Source organism: Iocasia fonsfrigidae (assembly GCF_017751145.1).
Classification (GTDB): Bacteria; Bacillota; Halanaerobiia; order Halanaerobiales; family DTU029; genus Iocasia; species Iocasia fonsfrigidae.
Genome location: NZ_CP046640.1, coordinates 2,839,449 through 2,866,276 on the forward strand (window position 1 = coordinate 2,839,449; position 26,828 = coordinate 2,866,276).

General features: G+C 33.6%; 22 protein-coding genes. 2 read left to right on the top strand and 20 right to left on the bottom strand.

Annotation, left to right across the window (positions count from 1 at the left end; translation table 11 throughout):
* Nucleotides 1–31 precede the first annotated feature (31 nt).
* From GM661_RS13670 to GM661_RS13695, 6 genes are all read right to left on the bottom strand, one after another.
* A complete protein-coding gene (locus tag GM661_RS13670) occupies nucleotides 32–1,075 on the bottom strand; it encodes a taurine ABC transporter substrate-binding protein (protein WP_230867339.1) in 1,044 nt (347 codons plus the stop codon).
* A 23-nt stretch (nucleotides 1,076–1,098) separates the two neighbouring features.
* On the bottom strand, nucleotides 1,099–1,914 hold the full coding sequence (locus GM661_RS13675; RefSeq protein ID WP_230867340.1) for an ABC transporter permease: 816 nt from the start codon (nucleotides 1,912–1,914) through the stop codon (nucleotides 1,099–1,101).
* Between the two features lie 135 nt (nucleotides 1,915–2,049).
* Nucleotides 2,050–3,747 carry an FAD-dependent oxidoreductase gene (locus GM661_RS13680; RefSeq protein WP_230867341.1) on the bottom strand — a complete coding sequence of 566 codons (1,698 nt, stop codon included), beginning with the start codon at nucleotides 3,745–3,747 and terminating at the stop codon, nucleotides 2,050–2,052.
* Nucleotides 3,748–4,034: 287 nt separating this feature from the next.
* A complete protein-coding gene (locus GM661_RS13685; RefSeq protein ID WP_230867342.1) occupies nucleotides 4,035–5,342 on the bottom strand; it encodes a YeeE/YedE family protein in 1,308 nt (435 codons plus the stop codon).
* A 123-nt stretch (nucleotides 5,343–5,465) separates the two neighbouring features.
* Complete coding sequence (locus tag GM661_RS13690) at nucleotides 5,466–6,371, bottom strand: rhodanese-like domain-containing protein (protein ID WP_230867343.1); 906 nt, start codon at nucleotides 6,369–6,371, stop codon at nucleotides 5,466–5,468.
* A 53-nt stretch (nucleotides 6,372–6,424) separates the two neighbouring features.
* On the bottom strand, nucleotides 6,425–7,336 hold the full coding sequence (locus tag GM661_RS13695; protein WP_230867344.1) for a sulfurtransferase: 912 nt from the start codon (nucleotides 7,334–7,336) through the stop codon (nucleotides 6,425–6,427).
* 615 nt (nucleotides 7,337–7,951) lie between these two features.
* Between GM661_RS13695 and GM661_RS13700 the strand changes: the two genes are divergently transcribed.
* The gene (locus GM661_RS13700; protein WP_230867345.1) at nucleotides 7,952–9,499 is read left to right on the top strand and encodes an ArnT family glycosyltransferase; all 1,548 of its coding nucleotides are present in this window, start codon (nucleotides 7,952–7,954) and stop codon (nucleotides 9,497–9,499) included.
* Here the strand turns inward: GM661_RS13700 and GM661_RS13705 are convergent.
* The 10 genes from GM661_RS13705 to GM661_RS13750 all read right to left on the bottom strand — a co-directional run bounded on the left by GM661_RS13705 (nucleotide 9,483) and on the right by GM661_RS13750 (nucleotide 19,078).
* Complete coding sequence (locus tag GM661_RS13705) at nucleotides 9,483–10,235, bottom strand: ABC transporter ATP-binding protein (RefSeq protein ID WP_230867346.1); 753 nt, start codon at nucleotides 10,233–10,235, stop codon at nucleotides 9,483–9,485. The two genes, GM661_RS13700 and GM661_RS13705, sit on opposite strands and share 17 nt — an antisense overlap.
* Nucleotides 10,232–11,005: an ABC transporter permease gene (locus tag GM661_RS13710; protein WP_230867347.1), complete on the bottom strand. Its 774-nt coding sequence runs from the start codon at nucleotides 11,003–11,005 to the stop codon at nucleotides 10,232–10,234. Before GM661_RS13710 ends, GM661_RS13705 begins: the two co-directional genes overlap by 4 nt.
* Nucleotides 10,992–11,999 carry an ABC transporter substrate-binding protein gene (locus GM661_RS13715; protein ID WP_230867348.1) on the bottom strand — a complete coding sequence of 336 codons (1,008 nt, stop codon included), beginning with the start codon at nucleotides 11,997–11,999 and terminating at the stop codon, nucleotides 10,992–10,994. Before GM661_RS13715 ends, GM661_RS13710 begins: the two co-directional genes overlap by 14 nt.
* On the bottom strand, nucleotides 11,996–13,240 hold the full coding sequence (locus GM661_RS13720) for an ATP-grasp domain-containing protein (protein ID WP_230867349.1): 1,245 nt from the start codon (nucleotides 13,238–13,240) through the stop codon (nucleotides 11,996–11,998). The genes GM661_RS13715 and GM661_RS13720 overlap by 4 nt, the downstream gene beginning before the upstream one ends.
* Before the next feature lie 37 nt (nucleotides 13,241–13,277).
* Entirely contained in the window at nucleotides 13,278–14,021 is a 744-nt protein-coding gene (locus GM661_RS13725; protein WP_230867350.1) for a glycosyltransferase family 2 protein, read from the bottom strand.
* Nucleotides 14,011–15,168 carry a dTDP-4-amino-4,6-dideoxygalactose transaminase gene (gene rffA / locus GM661_RS13730; protein WP_230867351.1) on the bottom strand — a complete coding sequence of 386 codons (1,158 nt, stop codon included), beginning with the start codon at nucleotides 15,166–15,168 and terminating at the stop codon, nucleotides 14,011–14,013. Before rffA ends, GM661_RS13725 begins: the two co-directional genes overlap by 11 nt.
* Nucleotides 15,169–15,185: 17 nt before the next feature.
* Complete coding sequence (locus tag GM661_RS13735; protein ID WP_230867352.1) at nucleotides 15,186–16,076, bottom strand: LysR family transcriptional regulator; 891 nt, start codon at nucleotides 16,074–16,076, stop codon at nucleotides 15,186–15,188.
* A gap of 213 nt (nucleotides 16,077–16,289) precedes the next feature.
* Nucleotides 16,290–16,796: a hypothetical protein gene (locus GM661_RS13740; RefSeq protein WP_230867353.1), complete on the bottom strand. Its 507-nt coding sequence runs from the start codon at nucleotides 16,794–16,796 to the stop codon at nucleotides 16,290–16,292.
* Nucleotides 16,797–17,498: 702 nt separating this feature from the next.
* A complete protein-coding gene (locus tag GM661_RS13745) occupies nucleotides 17,499–18,311 on the bottom strand; it encodes a PD-(D/E)XK nuclease domain-containing protein (RefSeq protein WP_230867354.1) in 813 nt (270 codons plus the stop codon).
* Nucleotides 18,308–19,078, bottom strand: coding sequence for a tetratricopeptide repeat protein (locus tag GM661_RS13750; protein ID WP_230867355.1), 771 nt, complete (start codon nucleotides 19,076–19,078; stop codon nucleotides 18,308–18,310). Before GM661_RS13750 ends, GM661_RS13745 begins: the two co-directional genes overlap by 4 nt.
* 106 nt (nucleotides 19,079–19,184) lie before the next feature.
* On the opposite strand from GM661_RS13750, the gene GM661_RS13755 reads away from it, so the two are divergent.
* Nucleotides 19,185–20,129 (top strand): HsdM family class I SAM-dependent methyltransferase, encoded by a 945-nt coding sequence (locus GM661_RS13755; RefSeq protein WP_230867356.1) that lies wholly within the window; start codon nucleotides 19,185–19,187, stop codon nucleotides 20,127–20,129.
* Nucleotides 20,130–20,459: 330 nt separating this feature from the next.
* Here GM661_RS13755 and GM661_RS13760 read toward each other — a convergent pair whose 3' ends face one another.
* The 4 genes from GM661_RS13760 to GM661_RS13775 all read right to left on the bottom strand — a co-directional run bounded on the left by GM661_RS13760 (nucleotide 20,460) and on the right by GM661_RS13775 (nucleotide 26,821).
* On the bottom strand, nucleotides 20,460–21,176 hold the full coding sequence (locus tag GM661_RS13760) for a hypothetical protein (RefSeq protein ID WP_230867357.1): 717 nt from the start codon (nucleotides 21,174–21,176) through the stop codon (nucleotides 20,460–20,462).
* Nucleotides 21,177–21,197: 21 nt separating this feature from the next.
* Nucleotides 21,198–22,355, bottom strand: a complete 1,158-nt coding sequence (locus GM661_RS13765; RefSeq protein ID WP_230867358.1) for an AAA family ATPase — start codon at nucleotides 22,353–22,355, stop codon at nucleotides 21,198–21,200.
* Nucleotides 22,356–22,609: 254 nt separating this feature from the next.
* Nucleotides 22,610–25,501, bottom strand: a complete 2,892-nt coding sequence (locus GM661_RS13770; RefSeq protein ID WP_230867359.1) for a TOTE conflict system archaeo-eukaryotic primase domain-containing protein — start codon at nucleotides 25,499–25,501, stop codon at nucleotides 22,610–22,612.
* 177 nt (nucleotides 25,502–25,678) lie between these two features.
* Entirely contained in the window at nucleotides 25,679–26,821 is a 1,143-nt protein-coding gene (locus GM661_RS13775; protein WP_230867360.1) for a helix-turn-helix domain-containing protein, read from the bottom strand.
* Between the last annotated feature and the right edge of the window lie 7 nt (nucleotides 26,822–26,828).

Below are 26,828 nucleotides of genomic sequence, written 5' to 3' on the forward strand. Positions count from 1 at the left end.
ACAAATATATCTGTCGATCTCTAAAGTTGTATTATTCCAATTCTAAATACTTTTCAATATATAAAGGATTAACATATTCATTGAACTCTTCCTGTGTAGGTGAATAATCGATAAATTTTTGTTTCTTAAGAAAATCAGCAGTATTTTTCATCACGACTGCAAAAGCCCCAGGCTCTTCAGTGCTACCCAAAAACCCTTCACCAAGTAATTCTTCTGGAGTATACCAACTTGACCCCTGCATCTGTAACAAAGCCTCTTCTGCTGTAATCCCCAGTTCCTCAGCTACAATGGTGGCAGCTTTTTCCGGGTTCTGTCTATAAATATCTGCTGCTTCTGTTAAACAGGCAATAACTGCTGTCACTAGCTCTGGATATTTCCGGGCAAAATCTTTTTTAACCACCTCTACATTGGCTGTTATATATCCTTTCTCAATCATATCCTGGCTTGAAATCAAAACTCTCCCACTTTCCAGTAATTTTCCAAGTGAAGGCTGCCAGGTATAAGCTGCCTGAATATCCCCTCTTTCCCAGGCCGCAACAATCTCTGTTGTCTGCATGTCTAATAACTGTACTTCACCTTCAATTCCAGCATCTTTAAGGACATTTAATAAAATAAAATGACAGGTAGAAGCAAAAGGAACTGCAATTCTTTTTCCAGCCAGGTCTTCTATCTTATTAATACCTGAACCCTCTTTAACTGCCAGGGCTTCAATTTCTCCCAATACTTCATGAATCCAGACCATTTCTACATTAAGCTCTCTGGAGAGAGCAGTAATAGAATTGATATTTCCCATTGTCGCAAAATCAATACTCCCTGATGCTAAAGCCTTGTTGGCCTCTGACCCTGAATCAAAAACAACAAAATTACACTCAATTCCCTTTTCCGTAAAATACTTATCAAATAATCCTGCAGCTATAGCTATTGTTTCCTCATTAGGAACCCGAAGAATACCAAAAGTTATTTCTGCAGGTAAATTACCTGAACTTTGACTGCCAGAACCATTACCACAGGCTATCAGAGAAACAGCTATAGCCCCTAGCAATATAATTGATAATATCCTTTTACGTAAACTCATAATCAACCTCCATTTTAATCTCCTTATACCTCACCTTTCCAGAAGACAATCTTCTTCTCTAAAAACCGTAATCCAGCATTTATCAAGATACCGGTAATACCCATTATCAAGATACCAATAAAAATAATCTCGCTTTTTAAAAAATTTGCTGCATCAAGTACCATCCAGCCTATACCTGAAGTTGCTGCTATCATTTCAGCAGAAACCAGTGTAGTATAAGCTACCCCAAAGGCTGTCCTAACACCTGTAAAAATCTCAGGTAAACAGGCAGGTAATACTATCTTAAAAAAGACGTTTTTTTGATTTGCCCCCAGTGACTTAGCACTCAAGATATAATCCCTGTTAATTTTACTTACAGCAGATACACAGGCAATGTAAATAGGGGCAAAGGCTGCCAGAAATAATAGTATTTCTTTTGACGTATCATCTATTCCAAACCATAAGATAAGCAGTGTATAATAAGCAAGTGGTGGCAAAGGGCGGTAAAATTCAACTACAGAGTCAATCACAGCTTCAATCTTACTAAAATATCCACTTAAAAGACCCAGTGGAACAGCAGTTATAATAGCAAAGATTAAAGATACCAACAATCTTTTGAAACTTGCTCCCAGGTGACCCCAGAGAGAAATCCCGTTATAACCATCATTTAAAAGCCCGAGGAAGGCTGTCCAGACTCTGAATGGTGATGGCACCAGGGTTGCAGAAAATACCTCTAATCTGCTTAGTACATACCAGGCAAGGAAAATCACCAGCCAGGTTGCTACAGTCATCTTTTTTTCAGTTTTACTCTTTTTCTTTTCCGAATTATTTGCTCCCTGTTTATCCTTTAATAAGTCCATAACTCACACGCCCCTGTCTAAGCAAACAAATATTAGTAAGGCCACCAAGTATAAACCCGATGGCCGTAATAATAATATCACTTTTCTGGAGAAATTTCAAAATATATACCTGAATCTAACATTATCATATTCCTTTTAGTTAAAATTATATTCAGTTACGATCTTCTCCCTGCCTGTAACCTGATCCTGATAAAATTCATAACAACAGATACCCAAAAAGGAACCGGAAATATTACATACATTATCATAACCCATCCCCTGTAAAGCCATTATAGCATTATAGCTTCTCTGGGCTGAACGGCAGTGTAAGTAGACTGGTTCATCTTCTGGAATTTCACCTGCCCTGTCCCTGAGTTCACTCAGAGGAATATTTACAGCATTTTTGAGATGTCCTGCTTTGTACTCATCTTCTTCCCGCACATCTACAATAAAGGCATCATTCTCTACCAGTTCTCTAACTTTAGTGACCGGCACCTGTTCGAATTGTCCATGTAAAATATTTAATCCCACTAAGGCAGCCTGATTTACTACATCTCTGGCTGTACTGAATAAAGGGGCATAACATAATTCTAATTCTTTTAAATCCTCCAGGGTGCCACCCATACGGATTAATGTTGCAGCAACATCTATTCTCTTAGCCACATCACCTTTTCCAATCGCCTGAGCACCGAGGATTTTCCCGCTTGGGTATTCATATATTAACTTAAAGTAGAGTGGATTACTGTCAGGCATTAAACCTACTATATCTGAAGGGATAATATAAACAAAATCATAGGGAATCCCTGCTTTTCGGGCAGTCTTTTCATTTATACCTGTAGAGGCAGCATTCAGATCAAAGATTTTGACTACAGAAGAACCAATAATCCCTTTATTTGAATGAGGAATACTGTTAATGTGGTCAGCTGCTGCCCTGGCCTGTCTCTGAGCCGGACCAGCTAGTGGTAGCCTCGTTTTATTTTTAGTTATGGAACAAAATACCTCTATAGCATCACCCACTGCATATATATCTTTATCACTTGTACGGTAGTTGTGATCCACCTTAATTCCACCTGTTTCACCTATTTCCAGGCCAGCCTCTTCTGCTAGTTTAGTTTCAGGACTAACTCCAACTGCCATAACTACTGCTTCAGCCTTAACTCTTTTACTAGACTCTAACTCTATATATTCCTGATCAATCTTTTTAACTGCATCATTTAAAATCAGATTAACCCCTTTGTCATATAACTCTTTATGCAGTATTTGAGCCATATCATAATCAAAAGGCGACATAACCTGGTCCAAGGCTTCTATTAGACTGACATCTTTCCCGGCAAGGTGAAGATTCTCTGCAACCTCTATACCAATAAAACCACCACCTACAACAGCAATATCATTGATATTATTGTCCTTTATATAATTATTTAGCTTGCTAATATCCTGAACATTTCTAACTGTAAATACATTTTTACTGTCTATTCCCTCAATACTGGCAGGTAAAATTGGATTAGCACCAGGGGACAAAACTAATTTGTCATATTTTTCTTCATATTCTTCACCAGTTTCCAGGTTTTTAACAACTACTTTTTTCTCATCCCTCTTTATTTTAGTAACTTCATTCCTTGTCCTTGCCTCAATATTATATCTTTTTTTGAATGTCTCAGGACAGATCAATACCAGGTCTTCACTTTTCTCTACAATACCACTTAAATGAAAGGGAAGTGCACAATTAGAAAAAGAAACATTGTGGCCCCGTTCAAACATAATTACCTCTGCAGACTCATCAAGCCTTCTTGCCCTTGCTGCAACCGAAGCACCTCCAGCTACACCACCGACAACTAATATCCTATTTGCCATTATAAAGTACCTCCTAATTATTATTTTCGGTCTGTTTAGTTGATTTATTTATAACTCAATATTTTTCTATATAAGTTACATTCAATTTATTCACACTAATACTTTGTGTAAGCCAATTATATTAATGGAGCGACTCTATATTTTTCACGTAGGCAGGACGCCGGAGTGAAAAATATGTGACAGTGAGTGAAGGCAAGACGCCGTAACGAACGACAAGCGGAATTAATATAATTGGCTGGAACGCAAAAGTGTTATATTTAAGTGCTACTTATATAGTTTATTTATAATTACATACTAATTTCACTACCCTGCTTTTTAAGATTGCCACTACTGGTCAGTGGAGGGCTAAAAAAGATCCTATTACTAATAATCCCACCGACAATCATAAAAACTAAAAACACCCAACCTGATAGAGAGAAGTTAGCAATTGGGGTATATAATGCACCAACATTACACCCATTGGCAAAACGGGTCCCTAATCCCATAGTAATACCACCTAAGGCATATAAAAGTATTTCCTTTTTACTTATCTTAAGTTCTGAGGTAAAAATAGCTTTAAACTTACCAGCAGTCAAGAGATAAATAACTGCCCCCACAATAATCCCAAAGTTTTGTACTGAAACTTCATGTTGGAAAAAGGGTAATTTGAAAACATCTGCTGACATTTTAGTAAAATCAGCAAGAGATTCAGCTGAAATACCCAAAAACATTAATACCTTGCCCAGCCAGATACCATAAGGGGTAGACGCCCCCCATCCGGCCCTGGTAACCCCCATTAAGAGGGTAAATATAATACTCATTACTACTGCCCCCTGTTTTAATGTCCAGGGTTTAGCAAAAATATGTTCATAAGTTTCGGCACTAAAGGGTTTGAAATTTTTCAGTTCTAATTCCGTTATCTGTTCCTGCTGTATTTCCATCCCATGACCAAGATATTTATCATTTTCTTTAAGTTTTTTCTCATAATAATAGGAAACAAATATTACTACAGCACAAAATAGAGCCAGTAAGATAAGTGACCCCAGATAACCGCCTAAACCATCCCATTGAAAGAGATCAGGCAGAAAAACACCTTCATTTATTCTCACTCCTGTAGGGGTAATAAACCAGGAATTTCTAACCCAGCTGGCAGTCCTCTGTACAGGAAAACCGAGAAACACACCTAAACAGAAAAAAAGCAGGGTAATAAAAGCCCTGGGAAATCCTGCCGATAGGTCAGTAAGCACCCCGGAGGCACAACAAACAGAAATTGACATTCCAAAACCAAATAAAAATCCACCTAAAATTAGTCCCATATTGATAGGGTTTATCCAGAGATTATAATTAACAGGATCTGATTTAAATAAAAATGCGCTTGTTATTAAAGCAGTAATAAAAAACATAAACATCATAGTTCTCATTAATTTAGTTGACCCAGTCCTATAGGCCCGGTTAACACTCCCAGCAAACCCTGTATAAGCCCTTGCCAGGGCGTAACCTAATCCTACACCTATTAAAAGTCTGAAAAATAAAAGGTCAGTTTTTAAGAAACCTTTACCCAGGACTAACACTAATAATATAACTATAAAACCTAAAATATTCTCTGTCTTCTTCATTACAATTCCTCCCTTGATACTTTACCATAATTTGTACTTTAATTCTCAAAAGAGTGTACCAAAATAGAGGGAGAAGTTTCCCTTTTTAAACCTATGTTCAAAGGGAAACTCCTTGTTATCAATTTATTTTACAATTTCATAGCCCTTATTTGACCACCCATAGGGTTTATTTGCTGCTGTACCCATACCACCATTGAGAGATACTGCATCATAACCTAACATCCTCAAACCTGCCACTGTCTGGCCTGCTGTCTGACCTGTATAACAGTAGACTACAATTTTCTTGTCTGCGGGTAATTGACCAAAATACTCCTGCATTCCTTTACCCCAGGGAATATTTATAGCTCCAGGAATATGTCCTTTACTATAAGCTGATGATTGTCTTATAGAAAGAATAATAATGTCCTGTTCAGCATCAATTGTCATCTTGAGTAAATCTTCACTAATTTTGTAATTCTTAAACATCGTACCATCAACATCAGCTAAACCTTGGTAATAGTCAACAACAGCGTCTTTAATCTCAGGAGCTATTTTGTATGGGCTTGTACCTTCAAGTTCATTGTTTTTTGTCTCGACAACTGCTTCATAACCAGCTACCCTGCTAATTCCCAGATTCCAGCCAAACCTAACTGACTTAGCCTCAAAACCGGCAAAGTTTAATAAAGCTACAGTCTGATTAGCAGTCTGCGCTGTATAGCAATAGACATAAATAGTTTCATCAGCAGGCAGCTTATCAAGATTTTCTGGAATAGCATCTGGACCCCAGGGCAGATTAATCGCTCCCTTGATATGTCCTTCATTATAAACATCAGCCTGTCTTATATCAAGAATAAAGAGCTTTTCACCTGATTTGACCTTTTCAATAAAACTGTCCTCAGCTATCATGCTATTGTCTTCAGGTAGATTGGCAAAATAACTATTAACTGCCTCTTCAACCTTCTCTGATACAGCCAGAACAGAACCTGTACCAACTATACCGGTTACTAATACCAATGCCATCATTATTGAAAATATCATTTTTCTTCTCATTATCATTCCTCCTGAAATATATTTTAGATTTTTTTACGTATTGTATAAGACTTTTAAGACCCATCCTGAAAATTAGTTTTAATCCCTGTACCATCAGGTATTTCAACTGGCAGAGAAGTATCTGAAGACCATTCAATCCAGGCTCCATCATATATCTTCAAATCCCTATAACCAGCATTATATAGTGCAAGGTATGTCTGAGCAGCCCTGATAGAGGTTTTGCAATACATAATGACCGTCTTCTCAGGTGTTATTTCTTTGTCTCTATATAAAGTATGAATCTGTCTTACAGGTCTAAATGTACCATCATCAAAATTATTATACTCATAATTCAAATGAACTGAAGCAGGAATTGTCCCTGCATTATATTCTTCCTGGGTTCGGACATCCAGTAATACTACATCATCCTGTGGATTATTAACCTCAGCTTTGACATCTTCCCTGCTGGCCAACATCTCTTCATTTTTTTCTGTTATTTCATATTTTACTGCTGACATATCAGCCATAAGAGTAGATTTCTCTGCTCCAGCTTTAAGAAGTGCTTTAAGTCCACCACTTACTACTTTAACATCTTCATGGCCATAAACTTTCATCGTCCACCATAATCTGGCTGCATCCATATTGTTATTATTGTCATAAACAATTACTGTGGAATCATTTGCTATACCCTTTTCACCCAATACTTTTTCTATTTTTTCTGCTGGCGCCAGCATGTTAGGGAATGGGCCAAAAGTAGTAATATCATTCCTGCTGATATTGACTGCACCTTCCACATGACCATCCTTATAAGCACTTGAATTTTGCGCATCTACCAGTACAGCCTCTTCTCCTGAGACAGATTTCAGGGTATCTCTGGCACTAATAATCTCCTGCCCCTTTTCTCCCGGGGCCTTTGTACTTGTACAAGCTGTAACTGTTATAAGTATGATCATGATAAGTAATAAAAGTTTTGATATATTGTTCACTCTTCCACCTCCAATATTACTTGTCAATTTTATATTGTTAAATTAAGCACAATCTCTACTAATATTATAATACAAAAATCCCCTCTGTAGGTATAAGTTTTTATTATAGTGTATTTGATTATCTAATACGGTGGTGATATAAAAATTAACTTACGGTATCCAAACTTAATCAACAATCATTAGTGTTTTCTTATAACCACTTTTTACTCAAAGTTAATTACTTATCATAAACCAGACCAATATATTTACTGAACAACTCTAGAAATTGTCTGGAGGCATGGAACTTGGCCTCGATGGCCTGATACTGACTCAACCATGCGTAATAAAAAGAAGAGTCAGTGAGCCGAAAGACAATTAAGTAAATATATTGGTCAGTCTCTAAAATTATCCACAATTCAAACACCACATAATTACTCACTATTAGTATGTGTTCGAAAAGATATAAATAGGGGATTATATATCCCTGAACGAAGTTAAGGTGTTACCATTGAGTGAAGGGATATATAATCCCTGTCGATATATACTAATACTTTTCGAACAGACTCTATTAGATAATTTATTTACCGAAATAAAATTATGATGATATAATAATATTGATAGATTGGGGGTATTTAGATGAAATTTCCTAAAAAGTTAAAAGCAGTACATATCATTATGATAATTTTCTTTGTCACAAATCTGTTCTTTCTAACAAATTTCCCTTTTGTCCATTCAGATGAAGCCTGGTTAAGCGGTCTTTCCAGAAATATACTGGCAGAAAAAGACCTTTCTGTCACTGAACCCTTTTTTGATCTCTACCCCAGACATCCCCATGCTGTCAAATCACTATTTCACTTAATCCAGATAATCTTTATAAAACTGATGGGCTATAGTATCTTCACCTTCCGCTTCATCTCATTATTAACCGGTACAGCGGCTTTATATCTATTTTATAAGTTAGCAAAACATTTTACCAGGTCAGACATCCTGGCCAACACAGCTGCTGTTATCATGTCACTTGATATTCAATTTATTTATGCCTCACATTTTGCCAGACAGGAGATTATACTCTTATTAATCTTATTAATAGCCCTGACCTATTTTCTATCTAAATATCGCTATCAAAATACAACCCGGCAGGATATTGTCATGGGCTTAATGCTGGGAACAGGAATAGGCATTCATCCCAACAGCTTTATTATCGCTCTGGTCTTTATAGTCCTCTATACCTATAACCTTTTGATCACTAAAAAAATCAAATTACATAATTACCTTGCTTTTGGGGGAACCCTGGCAGGAATAGCTTTGTTTTTTGTAACCCTAAGCTTCCACTTCGATGCTAATTTTATACAAAACTATAGCAGCTATGGTCAAAAACTCGGTGTTTTTAGCTCAATTTCAACTAAATTTGACAGACTGGATTACTTTTACCAAAAGCTCTTTTATAGAGTCAGTGGTACCTATTATATTCCCCCTGTCAAATTTCAGTTTGCCCTTTTTGCCCTGACAATTGTTTTCATTATTTTACAGGTGCTTTTAAAAAAAGATAAAAAAAATATCCCCTTACTTTTAATTTTTCTAGGAATAAATACAGCTTATGTACTTATTGGACGATACAATCAAACAAGTATTATCTTTATCTTTCCTGTCTGTTACCTTATGCTCTTAAACATCATCTCTATTGTAAGGAAAAAATATATGTATATTATTACTACAATTCTCATAATTGTCCTGGCCTTGAACACAACAGCTACTCTGACAACAGACAGCCATGATAATTATGATAATTATCTTAGAGAAATATCCAGTGTGGTCGGTAAAAATAAGCGGGTCCTGGCCAACCTCAATGCCGATTACTATTTTAATAACGGCCAGCTGTTTGACTACAGAAATCTTGCCTTTCTGGAAGAAAATAATCTTGAGTTTAAAGATTATATCAATACCAATAAAATTGAATATATTATTTACCCGGAAGAAATGGATTTTATTTATAATAACCGACCTGTCTGGAATATACTATACGGGAACATCTATCCCTATTATCAGGATATGAAAGAATTTCTGGATAATAACTGCCAACTTGTTCATGAATTTACAAATAAAACATACGGGATAAGAATCACAAAATATATAGGTAAACAGGAATGGAAAATTAAAATATACCAGGTTAAACAGCAGCAATAATTTTATACAAGCGGACAAATTCAGTACTGACTCTATCCCGCGGTCTGTCAAGGTTATTGTTGATAATTTTTTTTATCCGGCCAGGGTTACTTTCCATAAGTATAATCTTATCTGCCAGAACTAATGCTTCTTCTATGTCATGAGTTACAAAGAGTATTGTCTTCCCGGCCTCCTGCCAGATATCTATCAGCAAGTTCTGCAGATTACTTCTGGTCTGGCTGTCCAGGCTCCCAAAAGGCTCATCCATCAGCATTATTTCAGGATCAGCTGCCAGTGTTCTGGCCAGTGCAGCCCTTTGTTTCATACCCCCGGAAAGTTGATAGGGATAATAATTAAAAACATCGGGCAGTTCCACCTTTTTTAAATAACTGCAAGCCATCCTTTTCCTTTCTGCATAATTATTACCAATGTCTTTTGCTTGCAGAGCAAAAACCACATTATCCAGAACTGTTTTCCAGGGGAAGAGCTGTCTAAACTCCTGAAAAACCATAATTCTATCTACACTAGGTCCGCTAATCTTCTCTCCTGCTAAATACACAGCCCCCTGTTCTGCTTCCATAAACCCAGCAGCTATTTTTAATAAGGTGGTTTTTCCACAACCTGAAGGACCCAGAACCGCTGCAAACTCAGCTCTATCTATAGTAAAATCTATGTTTTCCAGAACAAACTTTTTTTCATTTTCTTTTTCATTTTGATAGCTTTTATAAATGTTTTTTAGATGTAGATATTCTGTCATGACTCCATTCCCCATTTTTGGACTGTCTTATTTTTAATCTTATCAAATATAAAATCCTCAACCAGAATACCAATAATCACAATCACAGTTATACCGGCAAAAACCCCGGGCAGATCAAAAAATACCCTCTTCTGAAAAATATACCACCCTAACCCACCAACACTGTTGACTGCTCCAAAGAGCATTTCAGCACTTATTAATGCTCGCCAGGCCCGGGCCCAGCCAATTTTCAAACCAGCCAGAAAATACGGCAGTGCAGCCGGAACCATAATCTGGAACAGTATCTGCAACCTACTTAGACCATAATTTTGCCCAACCAGCCTATATATCTCAGGGATAGAACTAAAACCAGTCCTCAGATTCAAAACCATCGGCCATAATACTGAGTGGACAATAATCACCAGAATGGCCTGACGTCCGGCACCAGACCAGATAAGTATCAAAGGCATCAGGGCGATTCCCGGTAATGGGTGGGCAAGAGCTACCAGGGTATCTATCAGTCCAGCTATATTCTCAGAAAAATGTGCTGTAAGTGATAGAAATAAAGCAAGTAGTAGGCTAATAAAGAGGGCCTGGCCAATAATAGATAGAGAAAAGAGTAACTGTCGGCTAAGTTCGCCGTTAATAAGCGATTCTATAAGTGCTTGAGCGATTTCTGACAATGAAGGAAAAACCAGTGGAGAAAATCTCCCACTCCAGAATATTAACTGCCAGGCCAGTGCCAATAGAATAATCCAGAAAACCCTCTGTAAGATCTTACTCTTTTTCATATAAATCTACTTCCCATATTAACTGAGACAGCTCCATATTCTTAGAATTTATATACTCAGCTTCCTGCATAAAATTAATAAATTGATCTAAGCCACGAATATCCATTGTATAACTCATACCAGGCCAGGTAATATATTTCTCTATTTCCTCTTCAGAGAGAGCATAGTTTTCAGTAAGTAGACCTGCCGCCTCCCCTGGATTCTGATTAATAAATTCTATAGCCTCTTGAAGCGATTTCACAAATGCCCTGTATATTTCCGATTGATTATTATAAAATTCCTCTGTAGCGACTCCTACAACAAAACTGAATTCACCGCCCAGAGCCTCTTGACCACTCAGGATCTGATGGATCCCTTCTTCCTCACTCTCTTTAAATATATAGGGAGGTGAAGTAAAATGTGCTGTTATCTCTTTCCTGGACAGCAGGGCATTCATCCCATCCGGATGGGCCATGGTTACAAGCTGGTCATCAAAACGATCAGCAATACCCAACTCTCTCTCAGCTGCCATGGCCAGCAAGATATGCTGGATACTACCCGGTTGAGGCAAGGCAATACGGTCATTTTCACTAATATCTGCTAATGTCTTAATATCTTTTCTGTAAGTCATAAGGCCCAGGGGGCTCATAGAAAGACCACTGATTATCTTCCACTCCATCCCCCTATCTCTCCCTATCAGAAAAGGTGGAATAGCCATAAAACCTATATCAACCTCTCCAGCCAGCATGGCCTCTCTGATAGCTGCTGTATTGGCCAGTTTCTTCCATTTTACATCAATATTATTTATATTTTCCTCCAAAATATTTTTATCCTTCATAAGCTGTACGGGGGCATAAGCCAACCCATACTGCTCTGCTATAGTAACAGTGTTTTCACTATTTTTACTAGCACAGCTGCTTAATATAACTATAGATATAGGTATTATTAGTAGTAAAATAGCTGCTTTCTTCATAAAATTAATACTTCCTTTCCTACAGACTTCCCTTCCAATCACAAAACCTCACCCAGTTCCCTCATTACCAGGTTCCTTCCAGAACTATCACATATTTTAAGCTGATTATAGACCCTACTAATATTCTCTTTAAGACCTGCTCTGTTTTTTCCCTCTACAATGAAATAGCCAGCCCTTTCTGTGGCATTTTCTATTTTACCGATCCTATCACCATGACTAAAATTAAACCCGGCCTGCATAACACACGGTAGACCGGTTAACTCATCAACACTACTCATCCTACTTATCCTGCCCGGTCTAGCAAAAAACAATTGTACAGAAAGCCATTTTTTATTATTAAGCAGCTTATAATCTTGAAGATGCTTAATTTTCAGATCATCAGCCAGTGACAAATCAACCATTAAATCCAGGATATCTACTCCGGTTAAGTGTGGCATAAAATCACCTTCATATGCACCTCCAATACGGCAGGCTATCTCATTGACCTTAATTCCCTCATCACCAATCAGCATCTGGAAATATATCGGACCATTTTTTATCTTAAAACTCTGAACTATCTTTTGGGAAATTACCATAATTTCCTGATAATACCCCCTTAGAAAAGAAGAGGGGAAAATATGTGCTGTACAGACCCCGATATGTAATGAATTTCCATATCTAATCCGGTCTGTTACCGTTAAGATATATAACTGCCCCTTATGTACCCAGCCACTGACTGTAATCTCCTTGCTATCATAATATTCCTCAAGTAAAATCTCCTCTTCCTGGGAAAATTCTAAGACTTCCAGAAATTTATCCCTTATTTCCGTGAGAGAATTTAGTTTGAAAACCCCGCGCTGTCCCTGATTATCAAGTGGTTTAATAACCACAGGAAAATCAAAACCATCCAGTTCCACTGCAGAGAAATTTTTAGCTAGTATTTTAAATTTAACTGTAGGAATATTATATTTACGAAAGTTATTTTTCATATCTCTTTTATTGGTTACAGCTTTAGCAGTTTGAAGGGATAAAAAAAAAGGGAGATTTAAGCTTGATGCTACCTCTGCTGCTGTATAAACAGGCTGGTCTGTCCCTGATGTCATCACCCCATCAATATTATATTTCCTACCTACTGCTATATTCCCCCTTATATCAAAGGTACTTACTGTTTCTCCATAATCAGCATAGCTTTTACCAGGGGCGTCTTCATAATAATCAGAGACAATCACCTCATGTCCCTTCTCCTTTGCTTTTTTGATAGCAGCCAGCTGACCACTGCCCCCGCCAAGAATCAATAGTCTCATAATCAATAACCCCTTATATCTAATTTGATTAAGTGTTTTAATTAAAACCAATTTTTTCTGCAATAATATACGGTGGTTTTTTCGACCTGAATAGTTTCAACATTGAAAAACTACCATAATATATATAGAGTCTAAGAAAAAGCCCAAGAAGTTTTATAAAGTTATAATTTGACTTACCATATCGGCGATTATGATGGCTGACGCGGATATTAGCAATCTTATCAGTATATTGTAATATAATAGCCGAAATATAGACAAAGGCAGTCTTATGTCCTATTATTTTATCAATAAGTCCCCTTTTTATGATTCTAAAACTACTAACTCTTATATTTGACCTTTTGGAGGTAATTAAATTAAATAAGAAATTCGTCATCTTTGACCCTATGTTCCTGTAAAGACTGTATTTTCTATCCTCTGATATTCCATAGACTACTTCATAACCCTGCTTAATAAGCTCATATAATTTAACTATATCCTCCGGACTATGTTGGAGGTCATCATCAAGGGTGACTACATAATCACCCTTAACATAATTAAAACCGCAGAAAAGTGCATTCTGCTGGCCGAAGTTTTCAGCAAGTTTAATCCCCTTTATTCTATGATCTTTTTTGTGTAATTCAAGGATCTGCTGATAACTCTTATCCCTACTGCAGTCATCTACCATGACAATCTCAAAATCATCAGTTATCTTAGAAAGAGTAGTGCTTAACCTATGAGATAATTCCCCCAGGGAAACTGCTGCATTATAGACAGGTATAACTACAGAAATACTATCTCCCATACTTACAACTCCCCAGAACATCAGCAGTGTTTTCCAGTATATATCTCAGCTCTTGATCAGTAAGTTCTGGATATAAGGGAAGCCTCATAATAGTAGCTGCTACTTCTGTTGTTAGTGCTAAATCATAGGTTTGATAACCCAGTTTCTGCCCCATGGGGGAGCTGTGGAGAGGAATATAATGAAAAGCTGCAGAAATCCCTCTATTCTGCAAGCTAGTAATCACCAGATCCCTTACTTCTTTATTACTGAATTTTAGATAAAAAATATGAAAATTAGAATCCCTATTTTCTGGAATATATGACATACTATCAAGAAAAGGAGTCTTTAAAAACGGCTTCAGGTAATTATAATATTTTTCGTATATTTTTCGGCGCATATTTTTAATCTGATCCATCTCTTCTAATTGAGCATAAAGTACAGCCATTAACAATTCAGCTGGTGAATAGCTTGAACCCTGGTCGATCCAGGTATATCTATCCACTTCTTCCCTTAAAAAGCGTGATCTATCTGTACCTTTTTCCCTGATGACTTCAGCCCTTTTTTTAAAATAGCTGTTATTATTATTTATTACCAGGGCCCCACCTTCACCACTAACATAATTTTTGCTGGCATGAAAACTATAACAGCCCAAATCTCCAATTCCACCAAGGTATTTATCTTTATAACGCGCATTAACCCCCTGGGCTGCATCCTCAATTATATACAACCGGTACTTTTCAGCCAGGTAAGCAATTTCATCCATTTCACAAGCAATCCCGGCATAATGAACCGGGATAACTGCCCTGGTTTTTTTACTTATCTTTTTCTCTAGGTCAGCAGGATCAATATTTAAAGTATCTTTCTTTATTTCAGCAAAAACTGGTTTGGCTCCCTGTTTAATGACAGCATTGGCTGTGGAAGGGAAAGTAAAAGAAGGCATAATAACTTCATCACCCTCTTTAAGCTCAATTAATTCTACTGCTATTTCCAGAGCATGTGTACAGGAAGTAGTCATCATAACCTTATCCAGTGAAAACTTCCTTTCCAAAAGTGAAGTTACTCTTTCAGTATAATAACCATCACCACTAAGTTCTCTCCTCTGGAGGGCATCTTCTAGATATTTTTGTTCTTTTCCGGTCAAGTACGGCTTGTTAAATGGTATCTGCATTATATAATCCCTATCTTTTAACAACAAATTCTTTTTCCCATTTTATTAAAACCTTCAACAAATTCACGGATGGTACTGTTTAATTTCTCATATTTCTTGGTAATCATAAAGACATTATAATCCAGATTATAATCTTTGATGGTTGATACCTGTAGTTCTTTATCTAAATATTCTTCTTTGACAGCATTATAAGGTACAAAAGCCAGTCCATATCCCTTCTGTACAAGTGTCTTTATTGCCTCTGTTGTTTCCATTCTGGCAATTATATTTAAATCATCAATATTATATCCCAGGTCATTTAAAGCCAGATGAAAATTCTCTTTTATTATACATTCATCTTTTAATATTATCAATGGATGATTAAAAACTTCTTCAAGATATAACTTTTTAGAAATATCATAACCCTTTGGAGAAATTAAAACAACTTTTTCTTTAATCACATGTTGGCTTACCAGGTCTTCTTCATTTGAAGGTCTGGTAATAAAACCGATCTCACATATGTCATTGAATACATCCCCTTCAATTTCATCTGAAGAACCTGAGATGAGATTATAATTATGAGTAGGAAATCTGTCCTGCATCTTTAGCAGGGCACAGGGCAAACAGTAAGTAGCAATAGTAAAATCAGCCTCAATTTTTATCTCACTCTTTTGCTGTTCTTCCAGCCCGGTAAGCATTTTATCATAAGTCCTGATTATGTTATCAGCATATTTCAATACTAATTCACCAGCCTGGGTAAGTTTAACCCCTCTATTACTACGCACAAAAAGTTTTTGACCTAGAGAGTCCTCAAGTTTTTGCATCTGCTGACTCAAAGCAGGTTGAGAAATATGAGATTTATTCGCAACTTTGGATATACTTTTAATCTCAGCAATCTTTTTAAAATACTCCAGAGATTCAATATTCACCATTTCCACTCCTTTAAATTTTAAAATCTATACCGGATTTTTCATATTAACAAGTAATAATATTTAGATCCAGGATAAGTTATAACTAATCTATATAAAAAATTAAATTTTTTGAATTTTTTCGGTTTCTAGCTTAAATTATAATATATTTTGTTTGTTATAACAAGTTCTTATATCAAATAATTTTGGTATTCATACCTTATATCTCCTATCTTATAAACTATATATTTTTATTTCAGAAATTCCTTTTAAAATTCTTTTAATAGGTACTAGTCTGCCTACAGTTGTATAAAAACGACCCTTACCAACTGGAGTAGTGGTTTCACATTCTTTAAATTGTTCAATTCTTTTTCCAAACCACTGCCTGGTTTTTTCCATTGGTAAGATATATAATGTTTTGGGCTTAACAAAATAATAAAAAAACAAATTAGCTTCAGAATATATGAAACATCCAGGAGTTCCTTTATCTTTATTACTATAGGTTTCAAAAAAGAAATTACCTGTCTGGTGCCATCTATCTCCTTTAATTTCGACCAGATATTTTCCCTTTTCAGTCTTCCAGATTAAATCGATATCTCTTTCTTGATATTCAGGAATTTTTTCTACATTTTCAACACTAACAGTATTATTTAATTTGCATAACCATTCTTCAATATCATTACTGGCCTGTTTGGCCACAGCCATACCTTCACTCATACTATATGTGCGATTCTTAGACATCTCATAACCCCCAATCATAATAAATTTACATTTAGGATTAATTGTACCTAATCTAATAATATTATATCTAATTTGGATATAATTTGTAAATATTTTATCTCCTTTACAAAAATTATGCAAATGGAATCTCCGTAAAGAATCCTAAATAGAATAAAGATTATATCCTCTCCAAAAAGATACTGGTCTTAACCTCACAAAATTTAAAGAAAAATCTACATAAAATAAAATACCCTAGCTGAATTTATTTCAACTAGGGTATAATTATACTTATTATTCAATTTTTAAAATCAAATATTTTACATCTCAATCATATCAATGGAGCCGGTGATGGGACTCGAACCCGCAACCTGCTGATTACGATGTATCCAAGCTTAATTAAGTCTGGTATAGTCTATTCCTGACCTTGTTGACATGACGGGGTTTATATGGTTTATATTAAAATGGATATTTAATCCAATTGAATATTATTCGGGGGTTTTTAGGGGTTATTGTTGTCAGGAATAAGCCATTATAATAGGAATATAAATAAAATTAGTCAATTGCATGGACACTAGTTACTACAGGAGTCCCTCCCGTAACATTGTGATACAAAAACATATAAAGCTTAAAATTAGGCCCCAAATATAGCCTGGGGCCTTTGTTAATTCATCTATGAAAATATTAATTGCTTAATTTAATCATTATCTTACTAATTTAGTACTTCTACTGAGTTAATATCTTAAATTCATCTTTACCAATAAAGACTAGCAATACCTTTTTAACATCTTTTTTATCCTTAAATTTCCTACTATCTGCATATCTCTGCAACTGGGTTAGACCCTTTTCTTTAACCTTCTCTATCTCGTCTCTTTGATTTTTCTTTAAATACTTTAACTCAATTATCCATTCATATTTAACATCGGGCATCCGAATATCTCTTTCCAGGAAAATATCTAGATATCCACTCTCTATCTCAGGTTCACTTATTGGATGATATAGATTGCTGGTTATAAGATAGGAAAATAATATCACTTTAATATATTTTTCGTCAAAGTTAATCAGGTCCCGGTTGGATAGTCTATTTAAAACATTTTCACTAACATAAGATACAAATGGTTCTATTTCACCATCAAAGCCTAACTGCCAGATGGATTTTGCTAATTCTTCAGTATCATATTTGATATTGTATTTGTCACGTAGTTTGCGTTCAAAATACTCCCAAAAAATCATTCTTGTAACATGATTAGGGATACCCAGTCGAGTTTTACCATACCTTACACCTTTTATGGTTAATAAGCCCATATAGTATAGCAATGAGACAAAGTATTCCTGGTCATACATACGGTCAAAAGAAAACCTTGTAACTATATCAGTTGTTATCCCTTCTTCAGCTAGGATCCCTTCAACTACCTGTCTGTTTTTCTCATTAGCAATTAAGCGATTGAGACGTCCATAATCAGTTCGGACATTATCATCTATTAATTTTTCAGGATAGTCGCCTGTCATTAACCATTGATTGAAAAAGTTTAATATCATATCAGGATTATAAACTGCTTGCTTTCCATTTTTACTAAACAAATAACCATTATAGTTTTTCGTAATTTAGTCAGCAACTCACTTTCTTCATCATTGATTTGAAATAATTTTATAATATTTTTTACCTCTGCTTCTGTAAAGCCCAACATACCATTAAATATCTTGTTTAAGGTGAATCTACAGATTGTGATGAGATAAGCTTTTTTTGCATACTCTAACCAGTTTGAATTATCTCTCATTCTCAGGAAATGTATATAGGCATTAAACACATCTTCTGATTCATGTAACCCTTCTGGAACTTGACTTAGAGGATTTGCACATCCATTATTGCTAATTTGAGACTGAATAAAAACACTAGCTGCATAAGGATCTTCTTTTTCTATCATTATTTTATATGATATTTCTTCAGCTTTTCTATCATCACCAATTAGTAAGTGACCAGCCGCTTTGTTTTTATTAGCATTTTTATGTTCTGGATATTCATTATAAGCATCTAACAGTAGTTGCCCTGCCTCTTCTTGATTTCCTATTTGTAATTTTGCTGAAGCAATCCCAACTAAAATTCTGTATTTCTCAGAAAGACTTGCATCAGACCATTCTTTTTCTTTAAGCTTCAAAAATTGTTTAAGTGCTGTATGAACCTCTCCTTCATCTATTAAGTTTTGAAATGCTGTTATTTGGCCATGTAAGGGTGTATCTTCATTATCATCTAGGTTTACTTTTGTAGGTGATGATGATGTATTTTTACTTACATCTTTCTGATTCATTAATTTGAAAGTATTTTCTACTTTATCACACTTTATCACTTAGATTTTGAATAGCACTTTCTACAAAAGGATTATAAGTAGGATCAAAGGCTTTCCATGCCTTTTCATGTTTCGTGCAGTAACTGATTTTATTATTAATAGACTAGATCCAAAGATTGGAGATAGAATAGCGGATTTTGCTTGTGGGACTGGTGGATTCTTGATTTCAGCTTTAAACCATATGAAATCAAGTAAGGAACATTTTACTACTGAAGAAAGTGAAACAATTAAAAAATCACTTCATGGTATTGAGAAAAAACCTATGCCACATTTATTATGTTGTACTAATATGATTCTTCATGACATTGATTTTCCAGATATAATACATGATAACTCATTAGCAACAGATATCAGGGATTATCCTGAAGCCAAGAAATACGATATTATAGCTATGAATCCTCCATTTGGTGGTAATGAAGAAGAGGGCATAAAAATGAATTTTCCTGCTGAGTTTAGAACATCTGAAACTGCTGATTTATTTATGACCCTTATCATTAATAGAGTAAAGAAAAATGGTCGTGTAGGTATTGTATTACCAGATGGCTTTTTATTTGGAGATGACAATGCAAAAATTGCTATTAAGAAAAAATTATTGGATGAATTTAATCTTCATACTATTGTAAGACCTAATGGCGTTTTTGCACCGTATACAGATATTAATACTAATCTATTATTCTTTGATTACAATGGAACAGGAACAGAGGAAGTCTGGTACTATGAACATCAATTACCTGAAGGATATAAGAAATATACAAAAACAAAGCCAATTAAGCTGGAAGAATTTAAAGTAGAACAGGATTGGTGGGATAATAGAAAAGAGAATGAATATGCCTGGAAAGTAACAAAAGAAGAGATAGTTGAAAAAGGTTATAACCTGGATATTAATAATCCCTATGTTGAAGAAGATGAATTAAAAGACCCTGAAGTTATCCTTGCGAGATATAATAAATCTGTTAAAGAAGTAGAAGAAGTTCAGGGAAAAATAATTGCAGAATTAAGGAAGTTGATATAGGTGAACAGGATTGAGAATGTAATAGATAACTTTAAGATAATATTCAATACAAAAGATAAGGTACAGAAATTAAGAAATTTAATAAATTAAATTTGTTTTTTTTATACACCAAATTTGTTCCGGAGCTTTTTTTAACATAAATAAAAAAGACTCCTTTTAGGAGCCGGTAACACTGTTGTCAAATTGTTGTCAAAACTAATTATTAGTTATTTTAAAAACCGTTACAACCCTTGTTATAACTGGAATCTAACTATAAATTATATATAGATGTCTGCTGACTGGGAATCATTTTACTCTCTTTAGCCAATTTATACTACTTATTTATATCTTTTATTCAAAACTAATGATACCTAATTGTAAAAATGCAATTGATAATAAACTTAATGTTTTGTACGTTGATTTCTTTAAATAATAATTTTCCTGTTTATTAAATATCTGTATATTAGCTCTTGAGAAGTTATCTATATCTAAGTCTATTTCTTCATTTTCAAGATAATTTTTTAATTCAACTACAGCATTTTTAATTGAATCTTCATGAATATTGTTAATTTGTATGTGATTATTATTAGAAATAAATATTTTTGCCTCTGATCCAAGTGCAAAATCATTATCATAAGAATCAGTTAAAAAATTAGATATAACAAAACTTTCAACAGATGGATAACTCAATAACAAAACTCCACCTCGTAAATCGCCATTTTCATAAGGATCTCTCAACTTATAAATTAATTTTTTTATTAACTCGACATCTGTATTAGATTTAGGATCTCTATCAAATAAATAATATATAGCAGTATTGTCAACAGGAAAATTATAATCAATTATTAATGTTTCAAATATATTATCTAAGTAATTATTTTCATCCTCAACAAATGATATATGTGATTCTTCTGTGTTTATTACTGCAACTCTTGAATTTTTATTCTTATTACTTTGAAAATAATTAGGTCTATTTCGTCTTTTCTCAATGTATTCATAATCAAGAATACCACAAAAGATCTTCTTTAATAACGAAAATTCAGTTCTCCCGCCTTCAACAATAAACAACACTCGACCAATGTTTTTTCTTTATTCAGTTTCATCATAGTTTGGAAGCCCCTCAAACACACCACTTAAATACATTTTTTCAATATTTTGTGCCAGTCTTGGTTGCTCATCAGAAAATCTTTTAAGCCAACTACCTTCTGGCCCACTAAAATTAACTGAATAAATTTGATCTGGTCTTAATATTGATGTAGTTAATATATTAGTAGAATGTGAGACAAAAAATATCTGAGATGATTCAGAATTTCTCATAAAATATTTAATTAATAGTTCTTCCAACTCATTATGAAAACCACTAGAAAATTCATCCACTAATAAAATCCCTTTTTTATTAATAATGTTTATGAAAGAAGGCAATATATTTAATAAAGTCTGGTTTCCTAATGATTCCTCTTCATAAGGAATAACAGTATCTATATCTTCTCTTCTAAAAAAAACCGTTTTTGAATCATCTCCAGTTCGTAGTTTTATCTTACCATCCGAAAATTCTTTTGAGTATTCTATCACCTGATTAAAATTATGTTTATTAAAAAAGTTATTAATATCATCTGTACCTTGAGTATTTAAATAATCATTTAACACTAAATCATCTTTTCCATAGGAAATTACTTTTCTATCAAATGCATTTATATATATTGAATTCTGAAGGTATTCAAACCAACATTTTAATGTTTCATTACCAGCAAATTTAGTATTAAAATATAAAGTTCTTAAAAACAATGTTTCATTATCTAAATCATTCTCATCATATAGATTTTCTTTTTGGTCTATAATTGAGGATCTTGCTGTTAGCCCCATTCTATCAAGTAATAAGTTGTTATCAATATACAATTTCTCCGATAGTACATTCTTAACCGGATTATTGATTACTAAATACCTTATTTCTTTTTTATTAATATTAAAATAATAATCTAATGTGAACTCTTCTTTGTCAGAAAATAAACATTTAAATATTCTTGAATTAATGTCTTTCTCTCTAAATAATAAATCTAATAATAGCTTTATAGCAATAATAATATTTGACTTTCCAGATGCATTAGCCCCTACAAACATTATACCTTTTAGCACTCCACTTTCTGCGACATTAATATCTTCTAAAAATTTATATTTTGTCCTGGAAAAATCAATCTCTGTTTCATTTTTGAATGACTTAAAGTTTTTTAATACTATTTTTGATAGCATTGTTCTCACTCCTCTTTTTTATTATACCACATCTTTATTATTATGTGCAATTTTTTTACTATTAATACCTATACAAGTGTAATTTTTTTACGATAGTATAATTAATCTAATTTTTTTATATAAATTTTTAAACAATTTCAGGTATTGCTCAAACATCAGGATTATTAAATCTATTTTACTTATCACTCTAACAAATAAATCGTTTCATTTCTTTTATATCTGAATCTATAGACATATAAAACAATCACCAAAAACTATTTGATACTACCCAACAATTCATTGGCTACTTCTAAACTATTTAACCTCATAATACTTTCCTGTGATTTCCCATAACTTAATAAACTAATGTCTCCATACCATACTAATTGATTATCAATTGCTGCAAATTTCTGGTATAACTGTTCTTTAAATTTTAGTTCAACACCTTCGGATTTAATCATATCATATATCTTAAGAATACTTTTTCTTTGTTCATTCTTAAAATCATCAACAGGACGGGTTATTATAATTACCTTAACATTATTGTTTGAGGCACCAGCTAATAATTTTAACATATCTGAAGTTTTTCTTTTATTGATATAAGGACTAACGATAAATATTTGTTTATTAGCTGCAGCAATATCAGTAGAAAAGGTAGTTAAAAAATTAGTATTATCGAATATAACACTAATATTATCCTTTTCTTTCAAATCACTTTTAACTTTATACCCAATTGTTGCATATCCCTTTAATCTTTTTTGATACATTCTTTCAAGAACCTTTATATGAATATCAACATAATCATAAATATATACTTCTTTTTTCTCTTCATATAATCGATGCAATCTACCGGCATACTGTTGTAGTCTACCCTTCCATGATATTGGAAAAGTTAAAAAAAGAGTATCCAATCTTGGATAATCAAAACCCTCACCAATATATTTCCCGGTAGCAATGATAAGTATATTCTCAGAGACGGGAATATTTTTTAATTTTTCTTCGGTCTCCTTACGTTCTTTAGCAGTTAAGCTACCTGTAAGTACAAAAATATTTTTTATTTTATTCTTCAGTAAATCATAAAGTTTCTGGACATGTGCAGTTCTTTCAGTTAATGCAATAATATTCCTGCCTTCATCTATATTTTTCAAAATATCCTCGCTAATTAATTTATTTCTTATTTGATTATTTGCAATATAAGAGAATACTTCCTGTATTGAATTATATTTTATTCTTTTCTCTGTTACGGGCATTTTTACAGGAGATATCCTTGGGATTACAAAGTGGTCAAATGGTCTTTCTGCCGCCTTTTTCTTTGGACTCTGCCTGTAACGAATATCACCAAGACACATAAAAAAAATTGGATGGTGTCCATCTTTTCTAATTGGTGTAGTAGTTAAACCATATACATATCTGGCACTAACAGTCTTTAATAATTTTTCATAACTAAAAGAAGCTGCATGCTGACATTCATCTATAATAACCATCCCATAGTCTTTGACTAAATCCTTAACTTCTCCTTTTCTAACTAAAGACTGGATTAAAGCTATATCAACAATCTGTTTCTGTTTGCTTTTTCCTCCTCCAATTTGACCAATTATATCAAAATCTTTTTTTTCTATATTATTATTTTTTTGAGCTAAATTCTTATTAATCATTAGAAATTTTTTTACAGTATTTCTCCATTGCTGAACAAGCTGTCTTGTATGAACAACAATTAAAGTATTAACTTTTTTCTCAGAAATAATATTTGCCCCAACCACTGTTTTACCAAATGCTGTTGTTGCAGAGAGGATACCTGTTTCATATTTAAGCAATTCACCAACCGCTTCAACTTGAGTAGGTCTTAATTGACCATTAAAGCTTACATCTATCTTCATTCCTTCATTTCTTTTGTCAATAAGATCAATTTCAGTATTACCCTTTTTGAATAAGATATTAAGCTCCTTCTCACAACCACGGGGCAAACATAAATATTGGTCTGTCTCTTCCGACAATGAAATAATTCTGGGCTTATTATAAGTTGGTAAACGCATAGCCTGTGCTTTATAAAATTCAGGATTCGGAAAAGCACCCAGTCTCTTTATTTCATTCATTAGTTTTTGAGATAAACCTTCTTTTTCAATATATAACATATCAGCTTTAACTATAGAAACACTACTGGGATAATCTGAAAAAAACATCACAGTCTGAATAGACTTTTTCTCCCAAGGTTTCTCATCTTTATCTGTCCCAAAATTACCAAGTTCATTACCAGTTGTCAGTTCAAGAATATATTTTTCAACTTCAGATTTCTTTATCTTTTGTATATCAGATAGAAATTTCCATTGATCTTCATATGCTACAAAGTTTTCATCTACAAATAGACTGTTTCCATCTTTTCTGGCCAACTTTTGTAAGGGGAGAGAAATTAGGTTTCCCAGGCCACCTTTTGGCCTGGTATCCTGGTTTGGAAATAATCTATCGTATGATTCAAATTTAATTTCATGCCTTTTTTCCATAGCATAAGTTATTATTGCTGTACCAAATTTTCTTGCAAGAGATGCTGATATTTTTTCTGCAAAGAAAAACCAGACATGTGCTCCATTTCCCGACCGTGAACGTTCAATATATAAAGGGATATCTTTTTCACTAGAAATCTGTCTTAATATCGAAACATCATCTTGCCAGGTCCCTTTATCAAAATCAATAGCAAGAAATTTACAGGTTTCATCCTTTAATAATGGGTAAACACCTATAATTTCTTTTCCTAGTAAATGATTTCTTATTACTGTTTCTGTTAACTTATCAAATTTTCTATGTTTACAATTTAAACATTTAACTTTTGGCTTTTCACATAATCCCTGGACCCATTCGTTTATGCATACAGGTGAATAACCTGTATTCCCGTTTTTACTCTTCCATCTATGAGCATAAACATCTTCTCTTCCCTGAAAAAGTGATTTAAATACATCTATCTTTTTATCAGGAGAATTAACTATATTTAGCTCATTAGAATTTTGTTCTTCCACATTCTCTTGATGATTTTTATTGGAATCAATATTAATCTTATTATTCTCGCTGTCAAAAATTAGATCATATTCTTGATGGTATAAAGAAATTTCTTCTTTTAGTTTTTTATTCTCTTTCAATAACATCTTATATCTTTGATATAATTCATTATAATCCATATTATTAGCTACCCTCCAGAAACAACTATAATTCTGTTTATTAAGGTAATATATAATTTCGAAAGTTCCTAATAATTACGCTTTGCCTATATTCGTAAATAAATCATCGTTGGTGTTAGTTCAATAAAATTAGTGACAATATTGTTATCCACAACTATACTTTTTTGGTAGTTTGTTTTAAGTCTTGTTATATCCAGAATTCTTCCACCTTTTAGCTTTTCTTCTCATTTCTGAAACAGGTATATTTAGGACAACAGCAGCCTTATTAATAGTTATTTTTTTCTCTATTACTAACTTTCTGACCAAAGCAAGTAATTTCTCATTCTTTTTAATATATTCTCTAGGGTTAGGTTCAGCGGTCTCAAATCCCCTTTTTCTTAAAAACTTAAATAATGCTCCCAAAGTTGGACCATCAATTAAACCATTTTCTTTTAAGGCCATTATTAAACTTTTAGCACTAACACCAAAATCTTTTTTCTTTTCAATAATTAAATCCAAATCAACGTAGCCATCAAAATAATAACTATAACTTTCCAGCACTTTGGCCGGTATTAAAAAAGACATGGCAAAATAATCTGCAACTTTTTCCCTAATATCTTTAATTCCAGAGTTAGTATATTTCAATTGAGATACATCTTTGCTATATTCCTCTCGATGAAGTATTAAATGCCCCAATTCGTGCACAACTGAAAAGATTTTTCTCTCCTCTGGAATATCTTTTCTATCATTAATAAATATAAAGGCACCTTTATCCTTTGAATAAGCAGATAATGCATCTAAATTTTGGTCATATATTTCCTGGGCCATAATGTTAATGTTATTTTCCTCAAAAAGATTAAAAATATTTACATTAAGTGCATCATCTACACCCATATACCTTCTCTGTTTTTCAGCAATTTTAGCAATAGTCTCTTTTTCTTTTTTAGATAATTTATCTCCTTTAATCTCTATATTATATTCTTCAGGAATATAATCCTTAATTTGTAAATCACTCATCTCAATTACTTCATGGTAATAATTAAATCTTTGACTAATTTGTTCTTTTAATATCTTATTAAAGTTATTTTCAAGATCATCAGCTCTAAACATAAAAGCCATATCATCTTCATTATTATCTTGAGATAAAAAATAGTCTATCGACTTATTGAAATGTTTTGCAAGTTTATAAAGTTTACCACAATCTAAGATCCGTTCTCCGTTAAGATATTTAGAAATAGTCTGACGAGTAACATCGATAATTTCTCCTAATTCTTTCTGACTATAGTTATTTTCTTCTTGAACCTTACGCAAATTGTATCCAATAATTTTGGCAATATTCATCTTCTCC

Coding starts and splice junctions, on each gene's coding strand:
- GM661_RS13690 (WP_230867343.1), bottom strand. CDS start 6,371: ATGAGAAGAAAAATGATATTTTCAATAATGATGGCATTGGTATTAGTA.
- GM661_RS13740 (WP_230867353.1), bottom strand. CDS start 16,796: ATGTCTAAGAATCGCACATATAGTATGAGTGAAGGTATGGCTGTGGCC.
- rffA (WP_230867351.1), bottom strand. CDS start 15,168: ATGCAGATACCATTTAACAAGCCGTACTTGACCGGAAAAGAACAAAAA.
- GM661_RS13710 (WP_230867347.1), bottom strand. CDS start 11,005: ATGAAAAAGAGTAAGATCTTACAGAGGGTTTTCTGGATTATTCTATTG.
- GM661_RS13750 (WP_230867355.1), bottom strand. CDS start 19,078: ATGAATCAGAAAGATGTAAGTAAAAATACATCATCATCACCTACAAAA.
- GM661_RS13775 (WP_230867360.1), bottom strand. CDS start 26,821: ATGAATATTGCCAAAATTATTGGATACAATTTGCGTAAGGTTCAAGAA.
- GM661_RS13685 (WP_230867342.1), bottom strand. CDS start 5,342: ATGAAGAAGACAGAGAATATTTTAGGTTTTATAGTTATATTATTAGTG.
- GM661_RS13670 (WP_230867339.1), bottom strand. CDS start 1,075: ATGAGTTTACGTAAAAGGATATTATCAATTATATTGCTAGGGGCTATA.
- GM661_RS13680 (WP_230867341.1), bottom strand. CDS start 3,747: ATGGCAAATAGGATATTAGTTGTCGGTGGTGTAGCTGGAGGTGCTTCG.
- GM661_RS13675 (WP_230867340.1), bottom strand. CDS start 1,914: ATGGACTTATTAAAGGATAAACAGGGAGCAAATAATTCGGAAAAGAAA.
- GM661_RS13770 (WP_230867359.1), bottom strand. CDS start 25,501: ATGGATTATAATGAATTATATCAAAGATATAAGATGTTATTGAAAGAG.
- GM661_RS13745 (WP_230867354.1), bottom strand. CDS start 18,311: ATGATATTAAACTTTTTCAATCAATGGTTAATGACAGGCGACTATCCT.
- GM661_RS13720 (WP_230867349.1), bottom strand. CDS start 13,240: ATGAGACTATTGATTCTTGGCGGGGGCAGTGGTCAGCTGGCTGCTATC.
- GM661_RS13765 (WP_230867358.1), bottom strand. CDS start 22,355: ATGCTATCAAAAATAGTATTAAAAAACTTTAAGTCATTCAAAAATGAA.
- GM661_RS13705 (WP_230867346.1), bottom strand. CDS start 10,235: ATGACAGAATATCTACATCTAAAAAACATTTATAAAAGCTATCAAAAT.
- GM661_RS13700 (WP_230867345.1), top strand. CDS start 7,952: ATGAAATTTCCTAAAAAGTTAAAAGCAGTACATATCATTATGATAATT.
- GM661_RS13725 (WP_230867350.1), bottom strand. CDS start 14,021: ATGGGAGATAGTATTTCTGTAGTTATACCTGTCTATAATGCAGCAGTT.
- GM661_RS13755 (WP_230867356.1), top strand. CDS start 19,185: ATGTTTCGTGCAGTAACTGATTTTATTATTAATAGACTAGATCCAAAG.